Below are 18,552 nucleotides of genomic sequence, written 5' to 3' on the forward strand. Positions count from 1 at the left end.
CGACACTGTTCGCGGACCTGATTTGGGACTCTAAGAGCCGTTTTGCCCCTCGTTCGTGGGCCAGAATGTTGCCTGTTCGGCGTTTTCTGACCCCCGGAGTGGGGAGTCCGGGCTGGGAGTTCGGACTGGGACTCAGGAGTCGCTGAAGCGCGTGGCGGCGACGGGTTTTCCTGCTGGTGGACTCGGCGCCGTTCGAACGGCCCCTTGAGTGGCGCGGGCCTCGTAGCGTGCGCAACATGCGTCGCATCGCGAGTCACACCAGGAGTGCCATCACCAGTCCGACGGGGCGTCCCGAGAGGACTGCCGAGACCGGTGACGGGTCTGCTTCGTGAATGGCAGCCCCGACGAGACGGCGCTGACCGCGAAGCAGCGTCAGCAGCTCGCCGCGATTCGTGGCATGGCGCGCATCCCGTTATCGGACCTGCGCGACCAGAGTCCCCCGAACCTCCAGGCCCTCTACGCCGAACTGCAGGACGGCCAGGCGCTGATCCCGGGCCTGAAGATGGGGCTCGGTGCTCTCACCGTCCAGCGTTGGGATCCCGCTTACGCGGCCAAGGGTTGGACGCTGTACGGTGCGGACCTCACGCTCGACATGGGGCACCCGTTCGGGTCGATGTTCTACCGCAACGACACCGACGGCCGTGTGCTGCGCATCGGTGTGAAGTGGCACCCGCCGGTGCAGCAACTCGAGTTCCCTGCCCTGCACCCATCGAAGCCGGAGCTCACGTCTGACTGCACGGCTGAGGAGGTCGCCGCGGTCGTGTTGGACGCGCGGAGTCGGATCGGGACTCTTGTCGCGATCAACGCGCAAATCGGGTCGTTCGTAGCCACCGAAGAGTCAGAGAACGCCATCCTCGACGCATCAGGGCTCGGGCTCGAGCGGCTCTCCGAAGACGACCCACGGTTGGCTGGCGATGCCTGAGCGTGGGGCGGCGCTGCGATTCGAGCCGGTGCCGTTGCGGCTGCTGTCGTTGTCGGCGCAGTTCGACGCCGGGATCTGGCCGACGTTGGCCGGAATGACGTTCACGAACTCCACCGGGCCGAAGATCCTGCAGCGGACCGTCAACGTCCGCACCAGCGAAGACGGGTGGGTGTTCACGCTCCTGAACGGAACACCATTGTCGGATCCTGCGGACCCGCTGCGTGAGGCAGCGACTCAAGTGATGGACGCACTGTCGAAGCTTCGTGCGGTGGGGCGTGGTCCTGAAGCGGCTGGTGCGGCTGATGTCTGACCGGCAGTGGGTGCGGACCATCCGGCATGAGCAGTCGATGCTGTCGCTGCCGTTCGGGCTTGGCTACACGATCGACATCACCGAGACCCTCACCGCCCTCGCTGCTGCCGGGCTGACCGCACGCGTGGAGACGTTCGACCGGCTCCGATTCGACGACGGCCGCACGGCGCTTCTCGCCACCCCGGACCCGACCACCACCGTCACCGACGGCGACGGCGGCGAGGGCCGGGTGGATGATGTGATCCTCCTGCCCGGCGGGTCCGAGGGCGGGGTGCTGTCACTGGTGCGCCGATACCCCGACCTGGTGGTCGTGAACGGGAAACGCGGGCGGGTGTGGGCTGACGGGCGGCAGCTGTCCGGCACGTCGATGCAACGGGAAGCGACCCCAGGGTGGCGGACCGTGTTCGCGATCGCCCGCGCCATCGCCATCCACGGCGGGGGTTCTCAGTCAATCGCGGACCGCATCGGCATTCCACTTGATGTTGTGCGTGCCGCGATGCCTGCTCTCGGGACACACGTGTTCTTCACGCCGATCGGGTGGGAAGCAGCCGATCGCGCCGCCCTGTGCGATTGGGCGCTGGCGGCCTACCCCGGTGTCGGTGGAATCCGGACCTGCTGGCGCCGCGACACCACCATCGACGAGCAGGCGGACCAGCTGATTGCGTTGGGTGGGGTGATGTCGGACCGGTGGGCGGCGCAGCAGTCCGGCGTACTCGTCCCGCCAGACCGATTGACCGCGTTCTTCGCCGAGCATCCCGACATGCAGGCGCTCGGCTACGAGCCCGCCACTATGAATGAGGCGACAGTGTCGGTCGTCATCCCGCAGGACACCACCGTCCTGACCGGCGCTGAGGGGTGCTGCGCGGACGACTTCATCACCGCGCACGTTCTCTACGAAGACAGCTGGGTGGCCGCGAACACGGATGCGGTGAACGGGCTGCGGCAGCTGCTGCACTTCAAGTCGGACCTTGCCCATGACCTTCGCTGGCACCCCGGCAGCGGTGAGGGCAGGGAGGGCTGATGCTGCAACTGCTGTCACTGACGTTGGCGTACGACGACACCCGATTCTTCGGCTCCGTCATGTTCACCGACCCCACCCACCCGGACGACAATCCCGCCGCGGTCCTGGTGGACCACACGGATGAACCGCCCTGGTTCCGGCTCACCAACGTGGACCCGGACGGGCAGGATCGTTCGGTCCCGGCGATGGTCGAGGCGGAACGCATCATGCGGTTCCTCCTCCGCTACACGCCCGAACGCATCGGCCGCACTCCCGCCGACTTCCCCCAGCCCTGATCCGCTCTGCTCACGCCCGTCCCTTTGGAGATAGTTGCTGATGATGCATCTGGTGTCCCTGCATCTCTCGAACGACCGGATCCTCTCGGGGCATGTCCTCCTCGAGGACACCGAGAACCCGGACGCACACCTGGCGCAGATCCTTGTCCGCGCCGTGGATGTCGAGCCGGGGTATGAGCTCTACGACAGGATCAACACGGTCCTGTCGGACCTGACGGTGCCGGCGGTGCGGGAAGCGAACCGTATCGTGCAGACCCTCCTCATCCCCGCCTCCGAGATCGCGAAGCGGGAGAAAGCCGTTCGGGCGGTGATCCACTCCGGCTACTTGGAAGGGTCCCCCGACGACATGCCCTGGCAGTCGCAGCTGTGGATGTACGCCCGCGGTGAAGTCACCCGCGAGCAGCTCAGCGCCTACGCCGACGAAGGCAGACAGATCCCCCGTGCCCCCGACCACGGTGCTGTTGGTCCGGCGGACGTTCCCGAGGACTGGTGGCAGACCACACAGGCCCGAATCCGCCGGAACCTCCTGAACACGACCCTCACCGAACCCGAAGTCGCTGCGGCCCTGCAGGTCAGCATTGACGAGGTCGGGGAGCTGTTCGAGTCGTGCCGGCTGACGAGCTTCGACCTCGATGGCGAAGAACGCATCCCGGACTGGCAACTCGTGAAGCCCGCCCTCCCCGAGTTCGGCGACCCGTCCTCGCTGCTGCCAGGCCTTGACGTCCTCTACGCGGCAGCCCCGCAGCCGCTCCTCGACGCGGCAGCAATGACGGAGTTCATCACCACACCCTTGGACTTCCTCGCCGTCGACGACCGGATCCTGACCCCGCTCGACTGGATGCGGGAAGGCCGACCGCTGACGACGATCATCGCCCTGTTCCGCGGACGACGGTGGCGACCATGACCAACCGGCCGGACCTGTTCCTCCTCAACGTCTCCTACGACGTCACCGGGGTGCACGGGCACGTGTTCTTCCGCGACCCGCCTAGCAGCGAGCTGCGGCAGGTCATCATCCGCAGCACCGACACCGGCAACATCTGCGAACCAGTACACGGGGACACCCGCGACGGGTGGGAACCGTTCCTCGAAGAAACCCGCTGGCTGATCGCCATCACCCGGCCCGACACCCCGGGAGAACAAAGCTGATGGGAGGCTCGAATGGGTCGCCGCCGCATACGCCGGCCGGCCGCGGATCACGATGCCGTATGGGCTCGGTGACACCACCGACCTCACCGACACCCTCACCGTCCTGAAACTCGCTGGGCTTCGCGCGGTCGTGGAGACGCACGACACAATCCGCCTCCCCGACGGCCGCCGAGCACGCTTCCCGACCCTCACCCAACGCCCCCGCAACGACGACCCGACTGATGCGGAACTGCTCCTGCTGGCCCCGCGGACCGTGACTGCGACGCAGATCGCGCTCGCGGAGCAGACGGCGACGGTGCTGCTGGTCGACGTCGACCGGCGCCGCGTCTGGATCGACGGCAGACAAGCCCTCGGGACGAAGGAACGATGGAAGGACGCCGCCCCCATCTACGTCACCTTCGCCGTCGCACGGCTGCTCGCCGTCAACGGCTCCACCTTCGACAAGCTCGTGCAGGCCGGACTCACTGCCGGACAGGTAGATGACGCGCTCGCACGCCTCGGGAAGCGCGTGCACCGCACGGACATCGGGTGGGAGTCACGGCAGGTCGGTGGCCTCGTGGACTTCGCTATCGCCTGCTATCCAGGACCGGGCGGCGTCAGGACACGATGGACGTCCGACCTGCCGCTGGCCGAGCAGGCGGAACGGCTCATAGGTGCGGGCTGTCGCATCTCCGGGCGCGCCATCTCCGCCCGGCCCGGCTACCCCGCCATCAGTAGACGGGAGATGCCGTACCGGCTCGTCGCGTTCACCGAGGAAGAAGTTGACATGGCCGCGCTCGGGTTCGAACCCGACACGATCGGCTTCGCCGGCACCGAACTCATCCGGCCAGCGGACCCCGCGATCTTCCTCACCGCGGCCGCCGCCGGCTACACGGACCGCACCGACGACATCATCACCGCGAACACGATTCTCCGCGCCGACTACCGCAACGCCGACGACACAGCGTCCCTCGAGGAGGTGCGGAACCGGCTGCAGTTCCTCGCCGACATCGGCTACGACCTCCGCCACAACCTGCCCAACTGACGAGGACGCAGGGGAGTGCTCCTCGGTCAGCAACCGAGAACCGTCTCACTTCTGCGCGCCCGCAGACAAGTCCGACACGCGACTTTGAGTGGATCCGACACGCCGAGACGAAGATTCCACACTTGTGGATCGAGCGCGTCCACGGGTGTGGGGAAGTGTCGGTGGTCGGCCGTGGATGCTTGATGTTCCGGGATTACCCGAACTGTTCAGACTGTGGAAGACGTTGTGGAGAACTACACGGCTGTAACACTTCCATCAGACACAAGTGCGGCAGGGCAGTGGTCCGTCGTAGGATCGAGTTGAGGCCGAACACAGTTTCGAGCCTCGTAACGCAAGAACCTCCAGTCGATTCCGACTGGAGGCGCCAGCGGGACTGCATTCCGGATCTAGCTTGCCGGCACGGATCGGAAATCAGCCCTTACCACGAAAGTCAGGAACATGTCAACTCCCGCCCCTCATGGCTATCAGTTTAGGCCCCAACTGCCCACTTTGGCCAACATCCGTGCGCGCCTTGGGCGTGTCGAGTTGCGGATCTTGAAGCCCTCGCGATCCGTGATCACTGTGTCGCCTGACCTGCGAGCGATCATCGACTTGATGAAGTTCGCGGTTGCAGCCTACGTGGCTATCCGCTACAGCGTCGGGCTGTAACTGTCAAGTACCGAACGGTCTCGACTCCTCAGAGTCGAGGCCGTTCGGTGTCTACAGAGACGTGGCCGCGAACCACACGACATCAAGGACATCCACATGGACATCATCGGCGAGATCGCCAGCAGCGCCCGACCGCGGTAGGTCACCGTGGGCCACTTGTCAGCCGCCCGTCTGAAGGTTCACGCTCTGCGGGCCAATCGTCTACCCGCGGAGTGCGCTCCGATGCAGCAGCGCCGACTGGCGCATCTGCGGTCTGGCCATCACACGCTCCCCCGAGCCGACTCCCGCAGCGGCGACGACGCGGCCTCGCTCGAAGAAGTACGGAACTGGCTGCTGTTCGCCGCCGACACCAGCTACGACCTCCGCTACAACCTGCCCAGCTGACGAAGACCAATCGATTAGGTGGAAGTCACATCACCTTGCCATGGTGCTTCCCCGAACTGCGCCACACCCAGGCGGCGAGCTTGGTCTCGCCGCGACCGGCTTCCACCCAGACGGCGTCCCGAGTCAGGCGGTACGCATGGGCGTCACTTCGACGAATCAGGCGGTCGGGCAACTGGAACCACGCATGCACCGGCAACGACTTCGGCAGTTCGCGCATCTCCGTGCCACGGGCATCCTCCTTGAGCGAGAACGGCGAGCCGGGCAACCAACGATCCGAACGGAGACGACCCATGACCGCGACAGTAGGAGGCCGCACCTACGTTCGCATCCCGGGCCCTCATCGAGAACATCCCCGGGACCAGTCATGTGAGCAGCTTCGCTTTGTGTCGTCCTTCTGCCTTCGCTTTGTGTCGTGACCGCGTCCCGGTAGCTGGTGAATCAGCGGACAGTTCCGGCGGATGGTGCTGGCTGCGTCGAGTTCTTCCAACTCACCGTGAAGGCAATGGCAATGAGGAGGACCGCGCTGACGAGTCCGGTGCCCGCGTCGAGGCCGCCTCGAGAGTGTGGGACGGCGATGTAGTCGGCGAAGGATGCGCCGATCGGTCGGGTGAGGACGTACGCGGTCCAGAACGCTGTGACAGGGCCGAGGACCGCTGTTGCCCGTGCGAGGACGACGACGATCATCGCGGCAACGAACACGAGGCCGCCGCTGAGGTAGCCGAGGTGGAAGGTGCTGGCGGCGAGGTCTCCGGCGGCGGTCCCCATTGCGAACGTGGTGATCACGGCGGCCCAGTAGAACAGTTGCCGGGGGATGCTGGTGATGGTGTGCACGTCGACCGTTCCCTCGACGCGACGCCACAAGACAAAGACGGCGACGAGCCCGGCGAGGAACACGGGCGTCGACACCGCGTAGGGGACGCCGAGCGCGACGTGGGTGACGTCGGCGACCATCGTGCCAAAGACTCCCACCATGGAAACGGTGCCCCAGTACAACCAGGGCCGGTATCGGTCCGCCCGCAGCTGGACGATGAGGATCACCGCGAAGAGGACCGCGGTGATCAGCACGGTCGGGACGGGGGCGAAGCGTGTGACGAGGAAGTCGGAGAGTGCTTCACCCATCCCGGTGGTGAGGACCTTGATCAGCCAGAACGATGCGGTGGGTTTCGGCACCCGGTTCAGCTCGCCTCGCGTGGTGTTCACTGCTCGCGAGCCGTCCGCTCAGCGGATGCGGGCGCGGATGCGGACGTGTCTCGGTTCTTCCGAGCGACGTGGCGGCGGAGTGCGCCGATGACGATCGGGAGGATCGAGACCAGGATGATGACGAACATCAGCGCGTCGATGTTGTGAGCGATGAGCGGGATGCCGCCGAGGAGCACACCGACAACGGTCAGGCCGCAGGCCCAGGAGATCGCGCCGATGAGGTTGAAGAGCAGGAACCGGCGGTAGTGCATCTGCGCGGTGCCGGCGGCGAGGGGGACGTAGGTGCGGACGATCGGGACGAACCGGCCGAGGACCAGGCTGAGGCCGCCCCACTTGGTGAAGAACGCCTCCGCTTCGTCGAGTCGAGCGGTGGTGAGGATGCGGGCGTCTTCCTTGAACAGGCGTCGCCCGAAGCGCTTCCCGATCCAGTAGCCGACCTGGTCGCCGGCGATCGCGGCGATCGCGGCGACGATGGCGACCTGCCACGGTGTCACACCGAGCGTGCTGCTGATGATCGCTGCGGTGACGAGGAGCGAGTCTCCGGGCAGGAAGGGGAACAGGACCCCGGACTCGATGAAGATCAGCAGCGCGATCCCGGCGAGGACGAACGGGCCGAACGCATGCAGCACGGAGGCTGCGTCGAACAGGCTCACTGCGAGCGGAACGGTGTGGAGCACGAGGTGCCTTTCACGGGACGGGCTGGTGCAGCCGCCGTTCGAGTCGACGGCGGCACCAGCGAACGGGGTCAGACGGTGAGTCGGCTCCGCTGCGCGGGTTCCTCGCGGCGGAGCCGGATCACGAGGAAGCTGATGATCGCGGCGATGACGACGAAGAACACGACGCTCGTGGTGATGGTCCCGATCCCGAGTCCGCCGTCCTTCGTGGACGCGGACAGCAGGTCACCGGTGGACGCGCCGAGGGGACGGGTGAGGATGTATGCGATCCAGAAGCACAGGACAGGACCGCGACGGCCGATGAACCAGACCGCAGCGGTCAGGGCGATAGCGCCGGCGAAGAGCAGCAGGGACGGGAAGTACCCCAGGCCGGTCTGCTCGGCGATCAGGTCACCGGCAGCGGTACCGAGTGCGAACGTGAACAGGATCGCGAGCCAGTAGAACGCTTCGCGGCGGACCGTGTCGATGCTGTGGATCGACAGGGTGCCCTCGACGCGGTACCAGATCGCGAACACGACCAGCAGGGCGACGCCGAAGACGGTGGTGCTGACGGCCAGGGGGATGCCGAGGCCGTCGGTGAGGTTGTCGGTGACGCAGGTGCCAACGATGCTGATCAGCACCACGGTGATCCAGTACAGCGGCGGCCGGTAGCTGCGGGCACGGAACTGCAGCACCAGGAACACGGCCAGCGCGGCCGCCATGATCAGCGTTGTCAGCGGTAAGCCCAGACCGACGGTGTCGCTGAGGAGGTCCGCCGCGGTCTCGCCGACGGTGGTCGCGAGGACCTTGATGATCCAGAACGACGCGGTCGGATCAGGCACCTTGTTCGAGCGGCTCCGGGTTGGCATCGGCGCTGCGGGCGAGTGGGACATGGCGTTCTCCTCGTCGGGACGGGCCGTGCCGCGGTGTGCGGGACCGGCGATGCTCCGACGGTAGAAAGCGGCGCGCAAGACTCCACCAAGAATCACGCCTGACTGGTGGGGAGATCGGTTTCTTGGCCGTTCCTTGACCAGCGGCGGTGAGGATCCGTGCACCGGTGTTGCCATGAGTGAGGCAGGATCGAGCCAACACGGCGACGCCGGAACGCACCCCCTCGCGTTCCGGCGTCGCTTGTCCGGAAGGGGTCTCACGTCGGCAGGATGGCGGTCAACGGTCGCAGACAAGCTGGCTCGATGGTCGTTCCGGTCGAGTCCTGAGACCGACCCGGACCGGTTGACCTACCGACGGTCGGTGGTCGGGATTGCGCTCCGCGTCGCGGTCGTGTCAGCGGCGCTGGTGATCGCGATCATCGTCCTCGTCGTGACGTACGTGTTGTGGCAGCTGACACCGAACCAGCTCCACGAACGCCCCGGGCCGACCGACATCCACATCTACCTCGACACCATCGACCTGAGCATCGCGGTCATCGGCGTCGGTGGTCTCGCGATCATCCTCGCCGGCATCGCAGCATGGGTCATCGCCCGTCGAGCAGTGCGGCCGATCGCGGAAGCGGCACGGATGCAGCGCACCTTCGTCGCGGACGCCAGCCACGAGCTCCGCACCCCGTTGACGGTGCTCCATGCACGCGTGCAACGTCTGCAACGCATGACCCCGGCGCACGATCGGCGGCGCCCGGTCGTCGACGAGCTGCGTGGCGACACGCAGATCTTGATCAACATCGTCAACGACCTCCTCGAAGCAGCTGCAGGGTCGGGTGGCTCGGACGGCGCCGCTGACCTGAGGGCCGCGATGGAAGCCGTGCACCGCGACATGGACGTCCTCGCAACTGAACGGCAGGTGCACCTCGATGTCGACCCGGTCGACGCGGTGGTGCAGGTGTCGGAGACCCAGCTGCACCGCTGCCTGATTGCCTTGTCCGACAACGCCATCGGCCACACCCGGGCCGGTGGCAGCGTTCACATCACCGCGGTGACTAACGGTGGTCGCGTGACGATCCGCGTCGCGGACGAGGGCCCCGGCGTGGTCGGTATCGAGCCAGCACGGGTCTTCGACCGGTTCGCTCACGGCACCCCCGTCGAAGCGACCACGACAACCAGCACCCGCACGGGGTACGGCATCGGGTTGGCGTTGGTCCGCGACATCGCCGTCAGAGCCGGCGGCGACGCCGTCGTCGTCGTCGAGCACACCGATAGCAGCGGGACGGTCTTCGCACTCCGTCTCCCGATCACAGACGACCGCGCACCGGAACACGATCGGGAGGCCCGCGCATGATGCCGCGACTGCTGCTCGTCGAGGACGACCCCCGACTCGGGCCGCTGGTCGCGGACGAGCTGGCCGAGCAGTGGACCGTCACGCTCTGCGCCGACGGGGAATCCGCGCTCGAGACCGCAGACGCGGAGTACTTCGACGTCATGGTCATCGACCGTCGACTCCCGGGCATCGACGGCACCACGGTGATCGCGACCCTCCGACAGCGACGCATCAGCACCCCCGTGCTGATGCTCACCGCCCTTAGCGAGGTCCACGACCGTGTCTCCGGGCTGGACGCCGGCGCCAACGACTACCTCGTCAAGCCGTTCGACTTCGACGAACTCACCGCCCGGCTCCGCGCGCTCACCCGCGACTACACCGGCACCGGCACCAGCGTCGAGATCGGCGGGTGGGCGTTCTACCCCGAGGACCACAGCATCACCTCCCCCTACGCGGGACGGGTGATGCTCACCGAGAAGGAAACCGCGTTGCTCCGGCTGCTCGCGGGCGAACCATCCCGCGCGTTCACCCGGCAGCATCTGCTGTCCGCGGTGTTCGACAACGGCGAGCAGCTCGGCACGGTCGACACGTACGTCCACTACATCCGCCGGAAGACCGACCGCGACCTCATCACCACCATCCGCGGCGTCGGATACCGGCTCGGCACACCAGTCTGAGGCCACCGCTCAGTCATCGAAGAGGCCCTCGCGCTCAGCTTCCGAGGCCACTGCGAGTACAGCAGCTCCAACCGAACCGACGATCACCAGCAGCACGACGACCACTGCGCACACCAACCACACGCCCACGGGGAACCACCTCCGAGGCCACCCTCGCCGCTGCACACCAAGGAACGACCAAGTCTCAGCCTCAGCCCATGTCAGTGCGCTGACGTGGTGGGCCTGGTCGCGACTGGTGCCAACCACTGCGTCAGGCACACCGCGGTGCACGATCCGGCGGCCATGATCGCGGCGAGCACCACGATCTGGAACCGGCCGGCGTCCAGCGGCGACAACCCGCCGAACACCGCTCCGACAAACGCGCCGGGCAACGTCACCAACCCGGTCGTCTTGGTCTGATCTACCGTCGGCACGAGCGCCGCGCTGACCGCCCGACGCACCAGCCGTTCCGTCGCACGTCGAGGTGACGCTCCAAGCGCGAGCCACCCCTCGACCTCGTCCCACTGATCGGCCACGAGCTCCCGGAACCGCCGGCCGCTGATGGTCGCAATCGTCATCGCGTTTCCGATCACGATCCCACCGATGGCGAGGGCGTACCGAGGGCTGAACTCGACCGCACCCGTGCCGAAGACGACGCTGCCGGTCACCAGGACGCCGCACGCCATGGACACCGCCACCGGAAGTGCCATCGTGGACACGCTGCCGAGTCGACGCGCGGCAGTCACCACAGCGACGGAGAACATCATTAGGAGTGCCGCCCCGATCAGCAGCGGCGATCGGATGATTCCACTCAGCACCAGGCTAATCGCCGCCAGCTGTGCCGCGCCACGCACGATCGCGACGGCCGGCGCCCATGGCACTTCCGCCCGCGCCAGGACCAGCACCGCAGACGCGACCCCAAGGAGCAGCACTACACCGAGCAGCGCGTGCGTCAGCTGATCAGCCACGCGTGCTCCGAACACTCACGTCTGAACTGTAGGCCTCTGGCTCCGCGGCCCTTGCGGCACGACTGACCCCGACCGACCCTCCCACCGGTGTCCGATAGCCGATCCGGCGCGGTGGAAGGGGCGGGAAATCGGCGCGGCGGTGCATTCGATTCGGGTGCATACTGGTGGTGTCTTCGGACCCGGCAGTGGGGCTTGCCGGACCCAACTTCGACACTCGTCGACAACAGTCCCTATCTCAGCTGGTCGCGCTTCTGCGCGCCTGAGGTAGGGAGAAGACATGGGACAAGCAGTACCGACCGGCGCGGTCGTCGTCGGCGTGCGGGCCGGGCAGGTGCGTGACGTTGTGACGGTCGCGGCGCAGATCGCTGAACGCTTCACGGTTCCCCTTGTGTGCGTGACCGTCGACCCAGCGCTCCTGTCAGCCGGGAATCGAGCGGACGGGTCCGAGATCATCGAGCCGATCGATCCGGACTCGGCAGACGCCGGGCCGGCGGATCTTCCCGAAACTGACCGGGCCGTCATCGAGCAGATCGCCGCTGCTCGGTCGGTTCACGCCTCGGTGCTGGCGAAGGTCGGCGATCCCGCACGCGCGCTGGCCGCGGTCGCCGAGGAACGCGACGCGGTGATGATCGTCGTCGGCGCCCAAACCGGTCGCCGGCGGATCACGGAGTTCTTCAACGGCTCGGTCGCGGCGCGACTCGCGCATCAGCAGCACCGTCCCGTCCTCGTGGTCCCCGTGAACCCCGTGGGGTTCGATGAACCGCTCCCGTGGGATGCGTCATGACGGGTGCACTGGTGCTCCTTCGGCATGGGGAGAGCACCGCGAACCAGGCCGGGACCTTCACGGGCCTGCTCGACGTGCTCCTCACCGCTCGCGGTGAGGAGCAGGCTCGACAGGCCGGTCGGCTTCTTGCCGTGCACCACGTGATCCCGGACCTGATCCTCACGTCGACGTTGCAGCGCGCCGTCCACACCGCGGACCTCGTCAGCGACGTCCTCGGTCGGGACATCCCGACCACCGCGGTGTGGGAGTTGAACGAGCGGAACTTCGGCGCGCTCACCGGGATGACCAAGGCGGCATCCCTCGCTGCGCTTGGGGACGCCGAGTACCTGCGGCTGCGCCGTTCCCGAGACGGCCGACCAGCACCGATGCCACTCCGGCAATGGCTCACCCTTCGTCGGAGCCCAGCCCTGCGGGGTCTTCCGCGGGCGGCGGTCCGGCGAACGGAATCATTCGCCGACGTCATCACCCGCATCCGCCCAGTGCTGCGCGACCGGCTCCTACCCGCGGTGGCGGCGGGGCGGACGGTGTTGGTCGTCGCGCACGGGAACTCGTTGCGGGCGCTCTGCGCCTGCATCGATGACCTGTCGGATGCGGAGCTGGCGGAGCTGAACCTGCCCACTGGGCAGCCCTTGCTGTACCGGCCGACTGGCGCCGGTTCGTTGCAGCCGCGGGGTGGGGAGTACCTCGACCCTGCAGCACATCACGCCGCGGCTCTCGTCGCGGCAGAAGGCGGAACATGACCACCCGAACGGACACCCCGATACTCGATGATCAGCTCCCATCCGACCCCGACGTCGATGTTTCCGATCCGCGACCGGTCATGCGGCCCGTGCACTTGCGGTGGCGCTACCTTGGCCTCGTCGCGCTCGGCGGTGCCGTCGGCACCGCGCTCCGCGACGTCATCAGCGGCCTCCTCCCCGCAGATGGTGGGGTGAGCTGGTCGATCTTCTGGATCAACATCACCGGCGCACTGCTGCTCGGTGTGCTCCTGGAAGCGCTCGCGCACCGCGGGCCCGACCAGGGCCGCCGTCGCGTCCTGCGGCTCCTCCTCGGCACGGGGGTCCTCGGTGGGTTCACTACCTACAGCACACTCGCCGAGTCCACCGCCGCGCTGTTCCTGGGCGGGCATGGCCTCGCCGGCACCGGGTACGCGCTCCTGACCGTCTTGTCTGGTGCGATCGCGACCGCCTGCGGGCTCGTCGTCGCGTCTTGGTTCCGTCCGCGGGAGGTGCGCGCATGAGCCCGCTCCTGGTCCTCGCCGTCGCGGCCGGTGGTGGGGTCGGCGCTGCCGGACGGTTCCTTCTCGACGGCCTGATCAACACGGGCCGGCAGTTCCGGCTCCCGGTCGGGACGTTGACGATCAACATCACCGGGTCGCTGCTACTCGGGATCATCGTCGGCGCTGCTACACACCTCGGCGCGGTGCCGGTCGCGGTCCTCGGGACCGGGGTGATGGGCGGCTACACCACGTTCAGCACCGCCAGCTTCGAGACCGTCCGCCTCGCCCGCGGCGGCCGGATCAACGCCGCCGCCGTCAATGGTCTCGGGATGCTCGTCGTCTCCGTCGCCGCAGCGACCGCCGGCATCCTCCTCGGCGGTCTGCTGTGACCGCCACCCCACATCCTGAAACGGACCTCCCCATGCAGTTCGACGTCACGATCGAGATCCCCCGCGGCAGCGGCAACAAGTACGAAGTCGACCACACCACCGGCCGGATCCGGCTCGACCGGGCCGTGTTCACCAGCATGGTGTTCCCCCAGGACTACGGCTCCATCGACAACACCCTCGGCGAGGACGGCGACCCCCTCGACGCGCTCGTGCTCCTACCCCGCCCCACGTTCCCCGGCGTCGTGATCGACGTCCGCCCGGTTGGGATGCTCCGCATGGTCGACGAGAACGGCGGCGACGACAAGATCCTCGCCGTCCCCGCCGTCCCCGCCGGCGACGACCGGTTCGAAGACCTGCAGGACATCAGCGACGTCCCGGAGCACACCCTCATCGAGATCGAGCACTTCTTCTCCCACTACAAGGAGATCGAACACGGCAAGCACGTCACCACCAACGGGTGGGCCAACCGTCCTGCTGCCGAAGCCGTTATCCGCACCGCACAGGAAGCCCACACCCGACACCCGTGATCCACGGGCCCCTTGACCGCCGCGGGGAGGCACTGGCGCTGAGTGATCGCCAGCAGGTCGTCCCCTCCGCCTCCCCGCGGCTTTCCCTTCCATCCGCACGACCACGACGCATGACCCGACCAGAAGGAGCGTCACCATGAACGACTACATCAGCGGCATCCACCACCACGGAGCCCACCAGGGCGAGTACGTCACCCACCACGACCACCCCGTCACCATCGACGCCGTCCACAGCACCCGCATCCTCGACTCCCGCGGCTACCCGACCGTCCGCGTCCTGCTCGAACTCGACGACGGCCGCACCGTCACCGGCGACGCCCCCGCGGGCGCATCCACCGGTGCCCACGAAGCCATCGAGCTCCGCGACGGCGGAACAGCGTTCGGCGGCCGCGACATCACCCAGGCGCTCCACCTGATCAACACCGACATTGCGGGCCTCCTCACAGGGCGATCGTGGTCCGCAATCGGACAGGTCGACGCCGCCCTCGCCGAACTCGACGGCACCACCGGGTACCGCCGGCTCGGCGCGAACAGCGTCGTCGCAACCTCCATCGCCGCATCCCGGGCGCTCGCACACGCCGCGGGCCTCCCGCTCTGGCAGTGGATCGCCGAGATCACCGGCTCGACGCCGCGGATGCCGGTCCCGCACTTCAACGTTCTCAACGGCGGCGCGCACGCAGCGAACAAGCTCGACTTCCAGGAGTTCATGATCGCCCCCGTCAACGCCTCATCGATGGCCGACGCTGTCCGCATCGGCGCGGACGTGTACCACGCCCTCGCGGGCCTGGTGCGGGACCGGTTCGGTAGCCTCGGCCTCGGCGACGAGGGCGGCTTCGCACCATCGATCGCTGCACCCGAGGAAGCGCTCGACCTGCTGGTCACCGCGATCCGCGCCGCAGGCTACGAGCCGGGCGTCGACCAGGTGGCGATCGCCCTCGATCCGGCCGCGAACGAGTTCTCCCTCGGAGACGGCTCGTATCGGATGCTCGACGACAGCCTCGACCGGGACGGGTTGGTCGACTACTACCGGCAGCTCATCGACACGTACCCGATCCGCAGCATCGAAGACGGGTGCGCTGAGGACGACTATGACGGGTTCCGCCGCATGCAGGCGGCGCTCGGTGACCGGATCCAGAACGTCGGCGACGACCTCTACGTCACCGACCCCCAACGCATCCGCGACGGCGGCGAGCAACACCTGACGAACGCGGCACTGATCAAGCCGAACCAGATCGGCACCGTCTCCCAGACCCTCGGCGCGATCGCCACCGCCACCAGCATCGGGATGGCCAGCATGGTGTCGCACCGTTCCGGGGAGACCACGGACACGTTCATCGCCGACCTCGTCGTCGGGACCGGCACTGGGCAGATCAAGTCCGGCGCACCCGCCCGCGGCGAACGGGTCGCGAAGTACAACCGGCTCACCGAGATCGCCGAGCAGCACCCGGATCTGCCCTACGGACTGATCTGACCACCGGCACTCGAGCTGCGAGCGGTGTCCAAAAACGCCGTGACAGCAGGCCCGGGGTGGCCCGACCAGATCGCACGCAGCGACCGGATCAGCGGCGGGCCGAGCAGCGGCACTCGGACGAGGGCACCGTCGGCGAGGTCCCTGCCGACGGTGCGGAGACTCATCACCGCCGGAGCGATGCCCGCTCGAGCGTTGGCGCGGATGATGCCCGTCGTCTCCAGTACCGCCGCTGGCGGAACGAGGGTGCGGCCCGCATCGTCGAGCCACGCCTCGACCGTGGCGCGGGTGCCGGACCCTTCCTCACGGAGCAGTAGCGGCGTCTCCGCGAGGTCATCCGCGGTGATGCTCGAAGCCCGCGCCCACGGATGGTGCGGAGCGACGACAACCACGAGTTCGTCCTCGTCGACCACCAGAGAGGAGAGGTCAGGTGGCGCAGCAGGGGTCTCCGTGAATCCGACGTCGGCAGCGCCGGAGCGAACAAGGTCGATCACAGCGGTGGAGTTGCCCGCGATCAATCGGACCGGCGCATCGGGCGCGGCAGCACGGTGGGTGAGCAACCATCCAGGCAGCAAGAGTTCGGCGATCGTCTGCGACGCTGCGACCACGAGGGATCCCGCCGGTTCTCGAAGCGCGACAAGTCCTGCTTCGAGCCGCTGCGACGCCTCCAACACCGGAACGGCCAGACCGAGCACCACCCGGCCGGCGTCGGTCAAAGCTGTCCCGGATGCTCTCCGGTGCGCCAGCGGCTGACCGATCGCCTGCTCCGCGGCACGCAGTCGCGCAGACACCGCCTGCTGTGTCACCCCCAACACTTCGGCCGCGCGGGTCAACGAACCGGTTTCCGCGACGCGGACGAGGACCTCGAGAGTGTCGAGGTCCAGGGTCCGGTCGGTCAGCCGTCGCAGTGCCACAAGCAAACATTGTGCCCCGCCAACGAGTTCGCCGTTCCCGAACCATGGGAAACACGCGCACGCTGGGTGCATGTCCGCTCACCTCGCCCATGCACCCGCACCCGCACGTTCCGAGCATGGTGTGCAAGAACGGCGGTTGTTCCGGGAGTTGGAGCGGCCCGGGCTGATCGTGTCGAACCTGACCCCGAACTGGTTCGCATCGATCATGGGGACCGGGATCGTCGCCGTCGCGGCTGCGTCGTTGCCGCTGCAGTTCCCAGGTCTGCGCACTGCGGCGACGGTCGTATGGGCGATCGCCGCGGTCCTGCTCGTCGCCCTCACGATCGCGACGGTGCTGCACTGGATCCGCTACCGGAGCACCGCAGCGAAGCACCACCTGCACCCGGTCATCTCCCACTTCTACGGGGCACCGCCGATGGCGTTCCTCACCGTTGGTGCCGGAACGATCCTGCTCGGCAAGGACTGGATCGGCCTCCCGGCTGCCGTCACCGTCGACTGGGTGCTCTGGAGCATCGGCACCATCGGAGGACTGCTCACGGCAGTGCTCGTGCCGTACCTGGCGTTCACCCGCCACGAGAACACGCCCGACTCCGCGTTCGGCGGTTGGCTGATGCCGATCGTCCCGCCGATGGTGTCCGCCTCCACCGGTGCGCTCCTGCTGCCGTACGCTCCCGCCGGGCAGGCGCGGGAGACGCTGCTGTGGTCCTGCTACGGCTTCTTCGGCCTCAGCCTCATCACGTCGCTGGTGGTGATCACGCTGATCTGGAACCGTCTCGCGCAGCACAAGGTCGGCGCCGCGGGCATGGTCCCGACTCTGTGGATCGTCCTCGGGCCGGTCGGACAGTCGATCACCGCCGTGAACCTCCTCGCATCGAACGCCCCCACCGTTGTCGATGCGAGTACCGCGCATGCCCTGCTGGTCGTGGCGCTGGTGTTCGGGTTCGCGATGCTCGGCTTCGCGCTGCTGTGGACCGTCATCGCCCTCGCGATCACCATCCGCACTGCCCGAGAGCACTTGCCGTTCAGCCTGACCTGGTGGTCCTTCACGTTCCCCGTCGGGACCTGCGTCACCGGCCTGAACGGCCTGGCCCTGCACTCCGGACTCACCGTCGTCGCCGTCCTCGCAGTTGTCTACTACGTCGGCCTCGTCGCCGCGTGGATCACCGTTGCCGTCCGCACCTTCCACGGCTCCGTCATCCGAGGCACCCTCCTGGCACCGCCACAGCCGGCGTGAGCTCCGCCGAGGAGCTCGCGGACGAGCTCGCGGACGTTCGATCGCTGAACGCCCTCGCCGAGACATGGCGCACCGCACCGGACGGCTCGCGACGGTTCGTCCCGAGCTTCGACCCACGATCCGGCGGCACATCAAGCCGCGTGCTGGTCCTCATGCAGTCGCCCGGCCCGCAGACCATTGCCGCCGCGCACGCGGCGGTCTGCAGCGAGGACAACCCGGGCCCGACCGCGGCCGCGTTCCGCGCAGCCCGCATCGAGTCCGGACTCGCACGCAACGAGTACCTCCGCTGGAACCTCATCCCCTGGGAAGTCCCCGGCCGCGTACGACCTGCGGACATCGACGAGGGGCGACGCGCCCTCGGAGCTTTGCTCGAGGCGCTCCCCGTGCTCGACGCCATCGTCACTTACGGGACCGTTGCCCTTGACGGAGTCATGCGGCATCTCACCCTGGACGAGCACCCCAGACTCATACCCGTCATCGCGGCGCCACACCCCTCTCCCGCCAACGGCCGCCACCGCGCGGAACAACAACGACGTTCCGTGCAAGCACTCCAGCTTGCCGCACTGAAGCGACCGGTGTAGCGAATACGGAGGTATATG

Annotated in this window: 24 protein-coding genes; 18 read left to right on the forward strand and 6 right to left on the reverse strand. The window is 67.6% G+C overall.

The window, feature by feature from the left end; translation table 11 throughout:
- Positions 1-328 precede the first annotated feature (328 nt).
- The 8 genes from Csp2054_RS01230 to Csp2054_RS17940 all read left to right on the forward strand — a co-directional run bounded on the left by Csp2054_RS01230 (position 329) and on the right by Csp2054_RS17940 (position 5,730).
- Positions 329-922, forward strand: coding sequence for a hypothetical protein (locus Csp2054_RS01230; RefSeq protein WP_079238242.1), 594 nt, complete (start codon positions 329-331; stop codon positions 920-922).
- On the forward strand, positions 915-1,232 hold the full coding sequence (locus Csp2054_RS17605) for a hypothetical protein (RefSeq protein ID WP_058741009.1): 318 nt from the start codon (positions 915-917) through the stop codon (positions 1,230-1,232). Before Csp2054_RS01230 ends, Csp2054_RS17605 begins: the two co-directional genes overlap by 8 nt.
- Positions 1,198-2,253, forward strand: coding sequence for a hypothetical protein (locus Csp2054_RS01235; protein ID WP_079238241.1), 1,056 nt, complete (start codon positions 1,198-1,200; stop codon positions 2,251-2,253). The genes Csp2054_RS17605 and Csp2054_RS01235 overlap by 35 nt, the downstream gene beginning before the upstream one ends.
- On the forward strand, positions 2,253-2,528 hold the full coding sequence (locus Csp2054_RS01240) for a hypothetical protein (RefSeq protein WP_071295108.1): 276 nt from the start codon (positions 2,253-2,255) through the stop codon (positions 2,526-2,528). The genes Csp2054_RS01235 and Csp2054_RS01240 overlap by 1 nt, the downstream gene beginning before the upstream one ends.
- Before the next feature lie 40 nt (positions 2,529-2,568).
- Entirely contained in the window at positions 2,569-3,432 is an 864-nt protein-coding gene (locus Csp2054_RS01245; protein ID WP_096897480.1) for an antitoxin VbhA family protein, read from the forward strand.
- Entirely contained in the window at positions 3,429-3,674 is a 246-nt protein-coding gene (locus Csp2054_RS01250; protein WP_141399070.1) for a hypothetical protein, read from the forward strand. Before Csp2054_RS01245 ends, Csp2054_RS01250 begins: the two co-directional genes overlap by 4 nt.
- A gap of 52 nt (positions 3,675-3,726) precedes the next feature.
- Positions 3,727-4,698 carry a hypothetical protein gene (locus Csp2054_RS01255; protein ID WP_096897482.1) on the forward strand — a complete coding sequence of 324 codons (972 nt, stop codon included), beginning with the start codon at positions 3,727-3,729 and terminating at the stop codon, positions 4,696-4,698.
- 870 nt (positions 4,699-5,568) lie between these two features.
- Positions 5,569-5,730 carry a hypothetical protein gene (locus tag Csp2054_RS17940; RefSeq protein ID WP_158521907.1) on the forward strand — a complete coding sequence of 54 codons (162 nt, stop codon included), beginning with the start codon at positions 5,569-5,571 and terminating at the stop codon, positions 5,728-5,730.
- 25 nt (positions 5,731-5,755) lie between these two features.
- On the opposite strand, the gene Csp2054_RS01265 is transcribed toward Csp2054_RS17940, so the two are convergent.
- The 4 genes from Csp2054_RS01265 to Csp2054_RS01280 all read right to left on the reverse strand — a co-directional run bounded on the left by Csp2054_RS01265 (position 5,756) and on the right by Csp2054_RS01280 (position 8,476).
- Complete coding sequence (locus Csp2054_RS01265; protein WP_079238237.1) at positions 5,756-6,022, reverse strand: hypothetical protein; 267 nt, start codon at positions 6,020-6,022, stop codon at positions 5,756-5,758.
- A gap of 146 nt (positions 6,023-6,168) precedes the next feature.
- Positions 6,169-6,930 (reverse strand): hypothetical protein, encoded by a 762-nt coding sequence (locus Csp2054_RS01270; RefSeq protein WP_255252556.1) that lies wholly within the window; start codon positions 6,928-6,930, stop codon positions 6,169-6,171.
- Positions 6,927-7,583 (reverse strand): DedA family protein, encoded by a 657-nt coding sequence (locus Csp2054_RS01275; protein ID WP_255252557.1) that lies wholly within the window; start codon positions 7,581-7,583, stop codon positions 6,927-6,929. Before Csp2054_RS01275 ends, Csp2054_RS01270 begins: the two co-directional genes overlap by 4 nt.
- A gap of 92 nt (positions 7,584-7,675) precedes the next feature.
- Positions 7,676-8,476 carry a hypothetical protein gene (locus Csp2054_RS01280; protein WP_096897639.1) on the reverse strand — a complete coding sequence of 267 codons (801 nt, stop codon included), beginning with the start codon at positions 8,474-8,476 and terminating at the stop codon, positions 7,676-7,678.
- Positions 8,477-8,834: 358 nt separating this feature from the next.
- Between Csp2054_RS01280 and Csp2054_RS01285 the strand changes: the two genes are divergently transcribed.
- Positions 8,835-9,815, forward strand: a complete 981-nt coding sequence (locus Csp2054_RS01285) for a sensor histidine kinase (protein ID WP_158521906.1) — start codon at positions 8,835-8,837, stop codon at positions 9,813-9,815.
- The gene (locus Csp2054_RS01290; protein ID WP_096897487.1) at positions 9,812-10,471 is read left to right on the forward strand and encodes a response regulator transcription factor; all 660 of its coding nucleotides are present in this window, start codon (positions 9,812-9,814) and stop codon (positions 10,469-10,471) included. The genes Csp2054_RS01285 and Csp2054_RS01290 overlap by 4 nt, the downstream gene beginning before the upstream one ends.
- 200 nt (positions 10,472-10,671) lie before the next feature.
- On the opposite strand, the gene Csp2054_RS01295 is transcribed toward Csp2054_RS01290, so the two are convergent.
- Entirely contained in the window at positions 10,672-11,418 is a 747-nt protein-coding gene (locus tag Csp2054_RS01295; RefSeq protein ID WP_079238233.1) for an ABC transporter permease, read from the reverse strand.
- Positions 11,419-11,695: 277 nt separating this feature from the next.
- Between Csp2054_RS01295 and Csp2054_RS01300 the strand changes: the two genes are divergently transcribed.
- The 6 genes from Csp2054_RS01300 to eno all read left to right on the forward strand — a co-directional run bounded on the left by Csp2054_RS01300 (position 11,696) and on the right by eno (position 15,808).
- Positions 11,696-12,202: a universal stress protein gene (locus tag Csp2054_RS01300; protein ID WP_096897488.1), complete on the forward strand. Its 507-nt coding sequence runs from the start codon at positions 11,696-11,698 to the stop codon at positions 12,200-12,202.
- Positions 12,199-12,942, forward strand: coding sequence for a 2,3-bisphosphoglycerate-dependent phosphoglycerate mutase (locus tag Csp2054_RS01305; protein WP_096897489.1), 744 nt, complete (start codon positions 12,199-12,201; stop codon positions 12,940-12,942). Before Csp2054_RS01300 ends, Csp2054_RS01305 begins: the two co-directional genes overlap by 4 nt.
- 89 nt (positions 12,943-13,031) lie before the next feature.
- Positions 13,032-13,442: a CrcB family protein gene (locus tag Csp2054_RS01310; protein ID WP_096897640.1), complete on the forward strand. Its 411-nt coding sequence runs from the start codon at positions 13,032-13,034 to the stop codon at positions 13,440-13,442.
- A complete protein-coding gene (locus Csp2054_RS01315) occupies positions 13,439-13,810 on the forward strand; it encodes a fluoride efflux transporter FluC (RefSeq protein ID WP_079238230.1) in 372 nt (123 codons plus the stop codon). The genes Csp2054_RS01310 and Csp2054_RS01315 overlap by 4 nt, the downstream gene beginning before the upstream one ends.
- 32 nt (positions 13,811-13,842) lie before the next feature.
- Positions 13,843-14,337: an inorganic diphosphatase gene (locus Csp2054_RS01320; RefSeq protein ID WP_096897490.1), complete on the forward strand. Its 495-nt coding sequence runs from the start codon at positions 13,843-13,845 to the stop codon at positions 14,335-14,337.
- 136 nt (positions 14,338-14,473) lie between these two features.
- Positions 14,474-15,808 carry a phosphopyruvate hydratase gene (eno, locus tag Csp2054_RS01325; RefSeq protein ID WP_079238228.1) on the forward strand — a complete coding sequence of 445 codons (1,335 nt, stop codon included), beginning with the start codon at positions 14,474-14,476 and terminating at the stop codon, positions 15,806-15,808.
- On the opposite strand, the gene Csp2054_RS01330 is transcribed toward eno, so the two are convergent.
- Entirely contained in the window at positions 15,793-16,719 is a 927-nt protein-coding gene (locus Csp2054_RS01330; RefSeq protein ID WP_079238227.1) for a LysR family transcriptional regulator, read from the reverse strand. The two genes, eno and Csp2054_RS01330, sit on opposite strands and share 16 nt — an antisense overlap.
- A gap of 70 nt (positions 16,720-16,789) precedes the next feature.
- Between Csp2054_RS01330 and Csp2054_RS01335 the strand changes: the two genes are divergently transcribed.
- Together Csp2054_RS01335 and Csp2054_RS01340 are read left to right on the forward strand one after the other, a co-directional pair.
- Positions 16,790-17,953 (forward strand): TDT family transporter, encoded by a 1,164-nt coding sequence (locus tag Csp2054_RS01335; protein ID WP_096897491.1) that lies wholly within the window; start codon positions 16,790-16,792, stop codon positions 17,951-17,953.
- The gene (locus Csp2054_RS01340) at positions 17,950-18,534 is read left to right on the forward strand and encodes a uracil-DNA glycosylase family protein (protein WP_096897492.1); all 585 of its coding nucleotides are present in this window, start codon (positions 17,950-17,952) and stop codon (positions 18,532-18,534) included. Before Csp2054_RS01335 ends, Csp2054_RS01340 begins: the two co-directional genes overlap by 4 nt.
- Positions 18,535-18,552 lie beyond the last annotated feature (18 nt).

Source organism: Curtobacterium sp. 'Ferrero', assembly GCF_002412165.1.
In the GTDB taxonomy this organism is placed as follows: Bacteria; Actinomycetota; Actinomycetes; order Actinomycetales; family Microbacteriaceae; genus Curtobacterium.

Coding starts and splice junctions, on each gene's coding strand:
- Csp2054_RS01280 (WP_096897639.1), bottom strand. CDS start 8,476: ATGTCCCACTCGCCCGCAGCGCCGATGCCAACCCGGAGCCGCTCGAAC.
- Csp2054_RS17940 (WP_158521907.1), top strand. CDS start 5,569: ATGCAGCAGCGCCGACTGGCGCATCTGCGGTCTGGCCATCACACGCTC.
- eno (WP_079238228.1), top strand. CDS start 14,474: ATGAACGACTACATCAGCGGCATCCACCACCACGGAGCCCACCAGGGC.
- Csp2054_RS01300 (WP_096897488.1), top strand. CDS start 11,696: ATGGGACAAGCAGTACCGACCGGCGCGGTCGTCGTCGGCGTGCGGGCC.
- Csp2054_RS01305 (WP_096897489.1), top strand. CDS start 12,199: ATGACGGGTGCACTGGTGCTCCTTCGGCATGGGGAGAGCACCGCGAAC.
- Csp2054_RS01255 (WP_096897482.1), top strand. CDS start 3,727: ATGCCGTATGGGCTCGGTGACACCACCGACCTCACCGACACCCTCACC.
- Csp2054_RS01315 (WP_079238230.1), top strand. CDS start 13,439: ATGAGCCCGCTCCTGGTCCTCGCCGTCGCGGCCGGTGGTGGGGTCGGC.
- Csp2054_RS01245 (WP_096897480.1), top strand. CDS start 2,569: ATGATGCATCTGGTGTCCCTGCATCTCTCGAACGACCGGATCCTCTCG.
- Csp2054_RS01335 (WP_096897491.1), top strand. CDS start 16,790: ATGTCCGCTCACCTCGCCCATGCACCCGCACCCGCACGTTCCGAGCAT.
- Csp2054_RS01320 (WP_096897490.1), top strand. CDS start 13,843: ATGCAGTTCGACGTCACGATCGAGATCCCCCGCGGCAGCGGCAACAAG.
- Csp2054_RS01250 (WP_141399070.1), top strand. CDS start 3,429: ATGACCAACCGGCCGGACCTGTTCCTCCTCAACGTCTCCTACGACGTC.
- Csp2054_RS01290 (WP_096897487.1), top strand. CDS start 9,812: ATGATGCCGCGACTGCTGCTCGTCGAGGACGACCCCCGACTCGGGCCG.
- Csp2054_RS01240 (WP_071295108.1), top strand. CDS start 2,253: ATGCTGCAACTGCTGTCACTGACGTTGGCGTACGACGACACCCGATTC.
- Csp2054_RS17605 (WP_058741009.1), top strand. CDS start 915: ATGCCTGAGCGTGGGGCGGCGCTGCGATTCGAGCCGGTGCCGTTGCGG.
- Csp2054_RS01265 (WP_079238237.1), bottom strand. CDS start 6,022: ATGGGTCGTCTCCGTTCGGATCGTTGGTTGCCCGGCTCGCCGTTCTCG.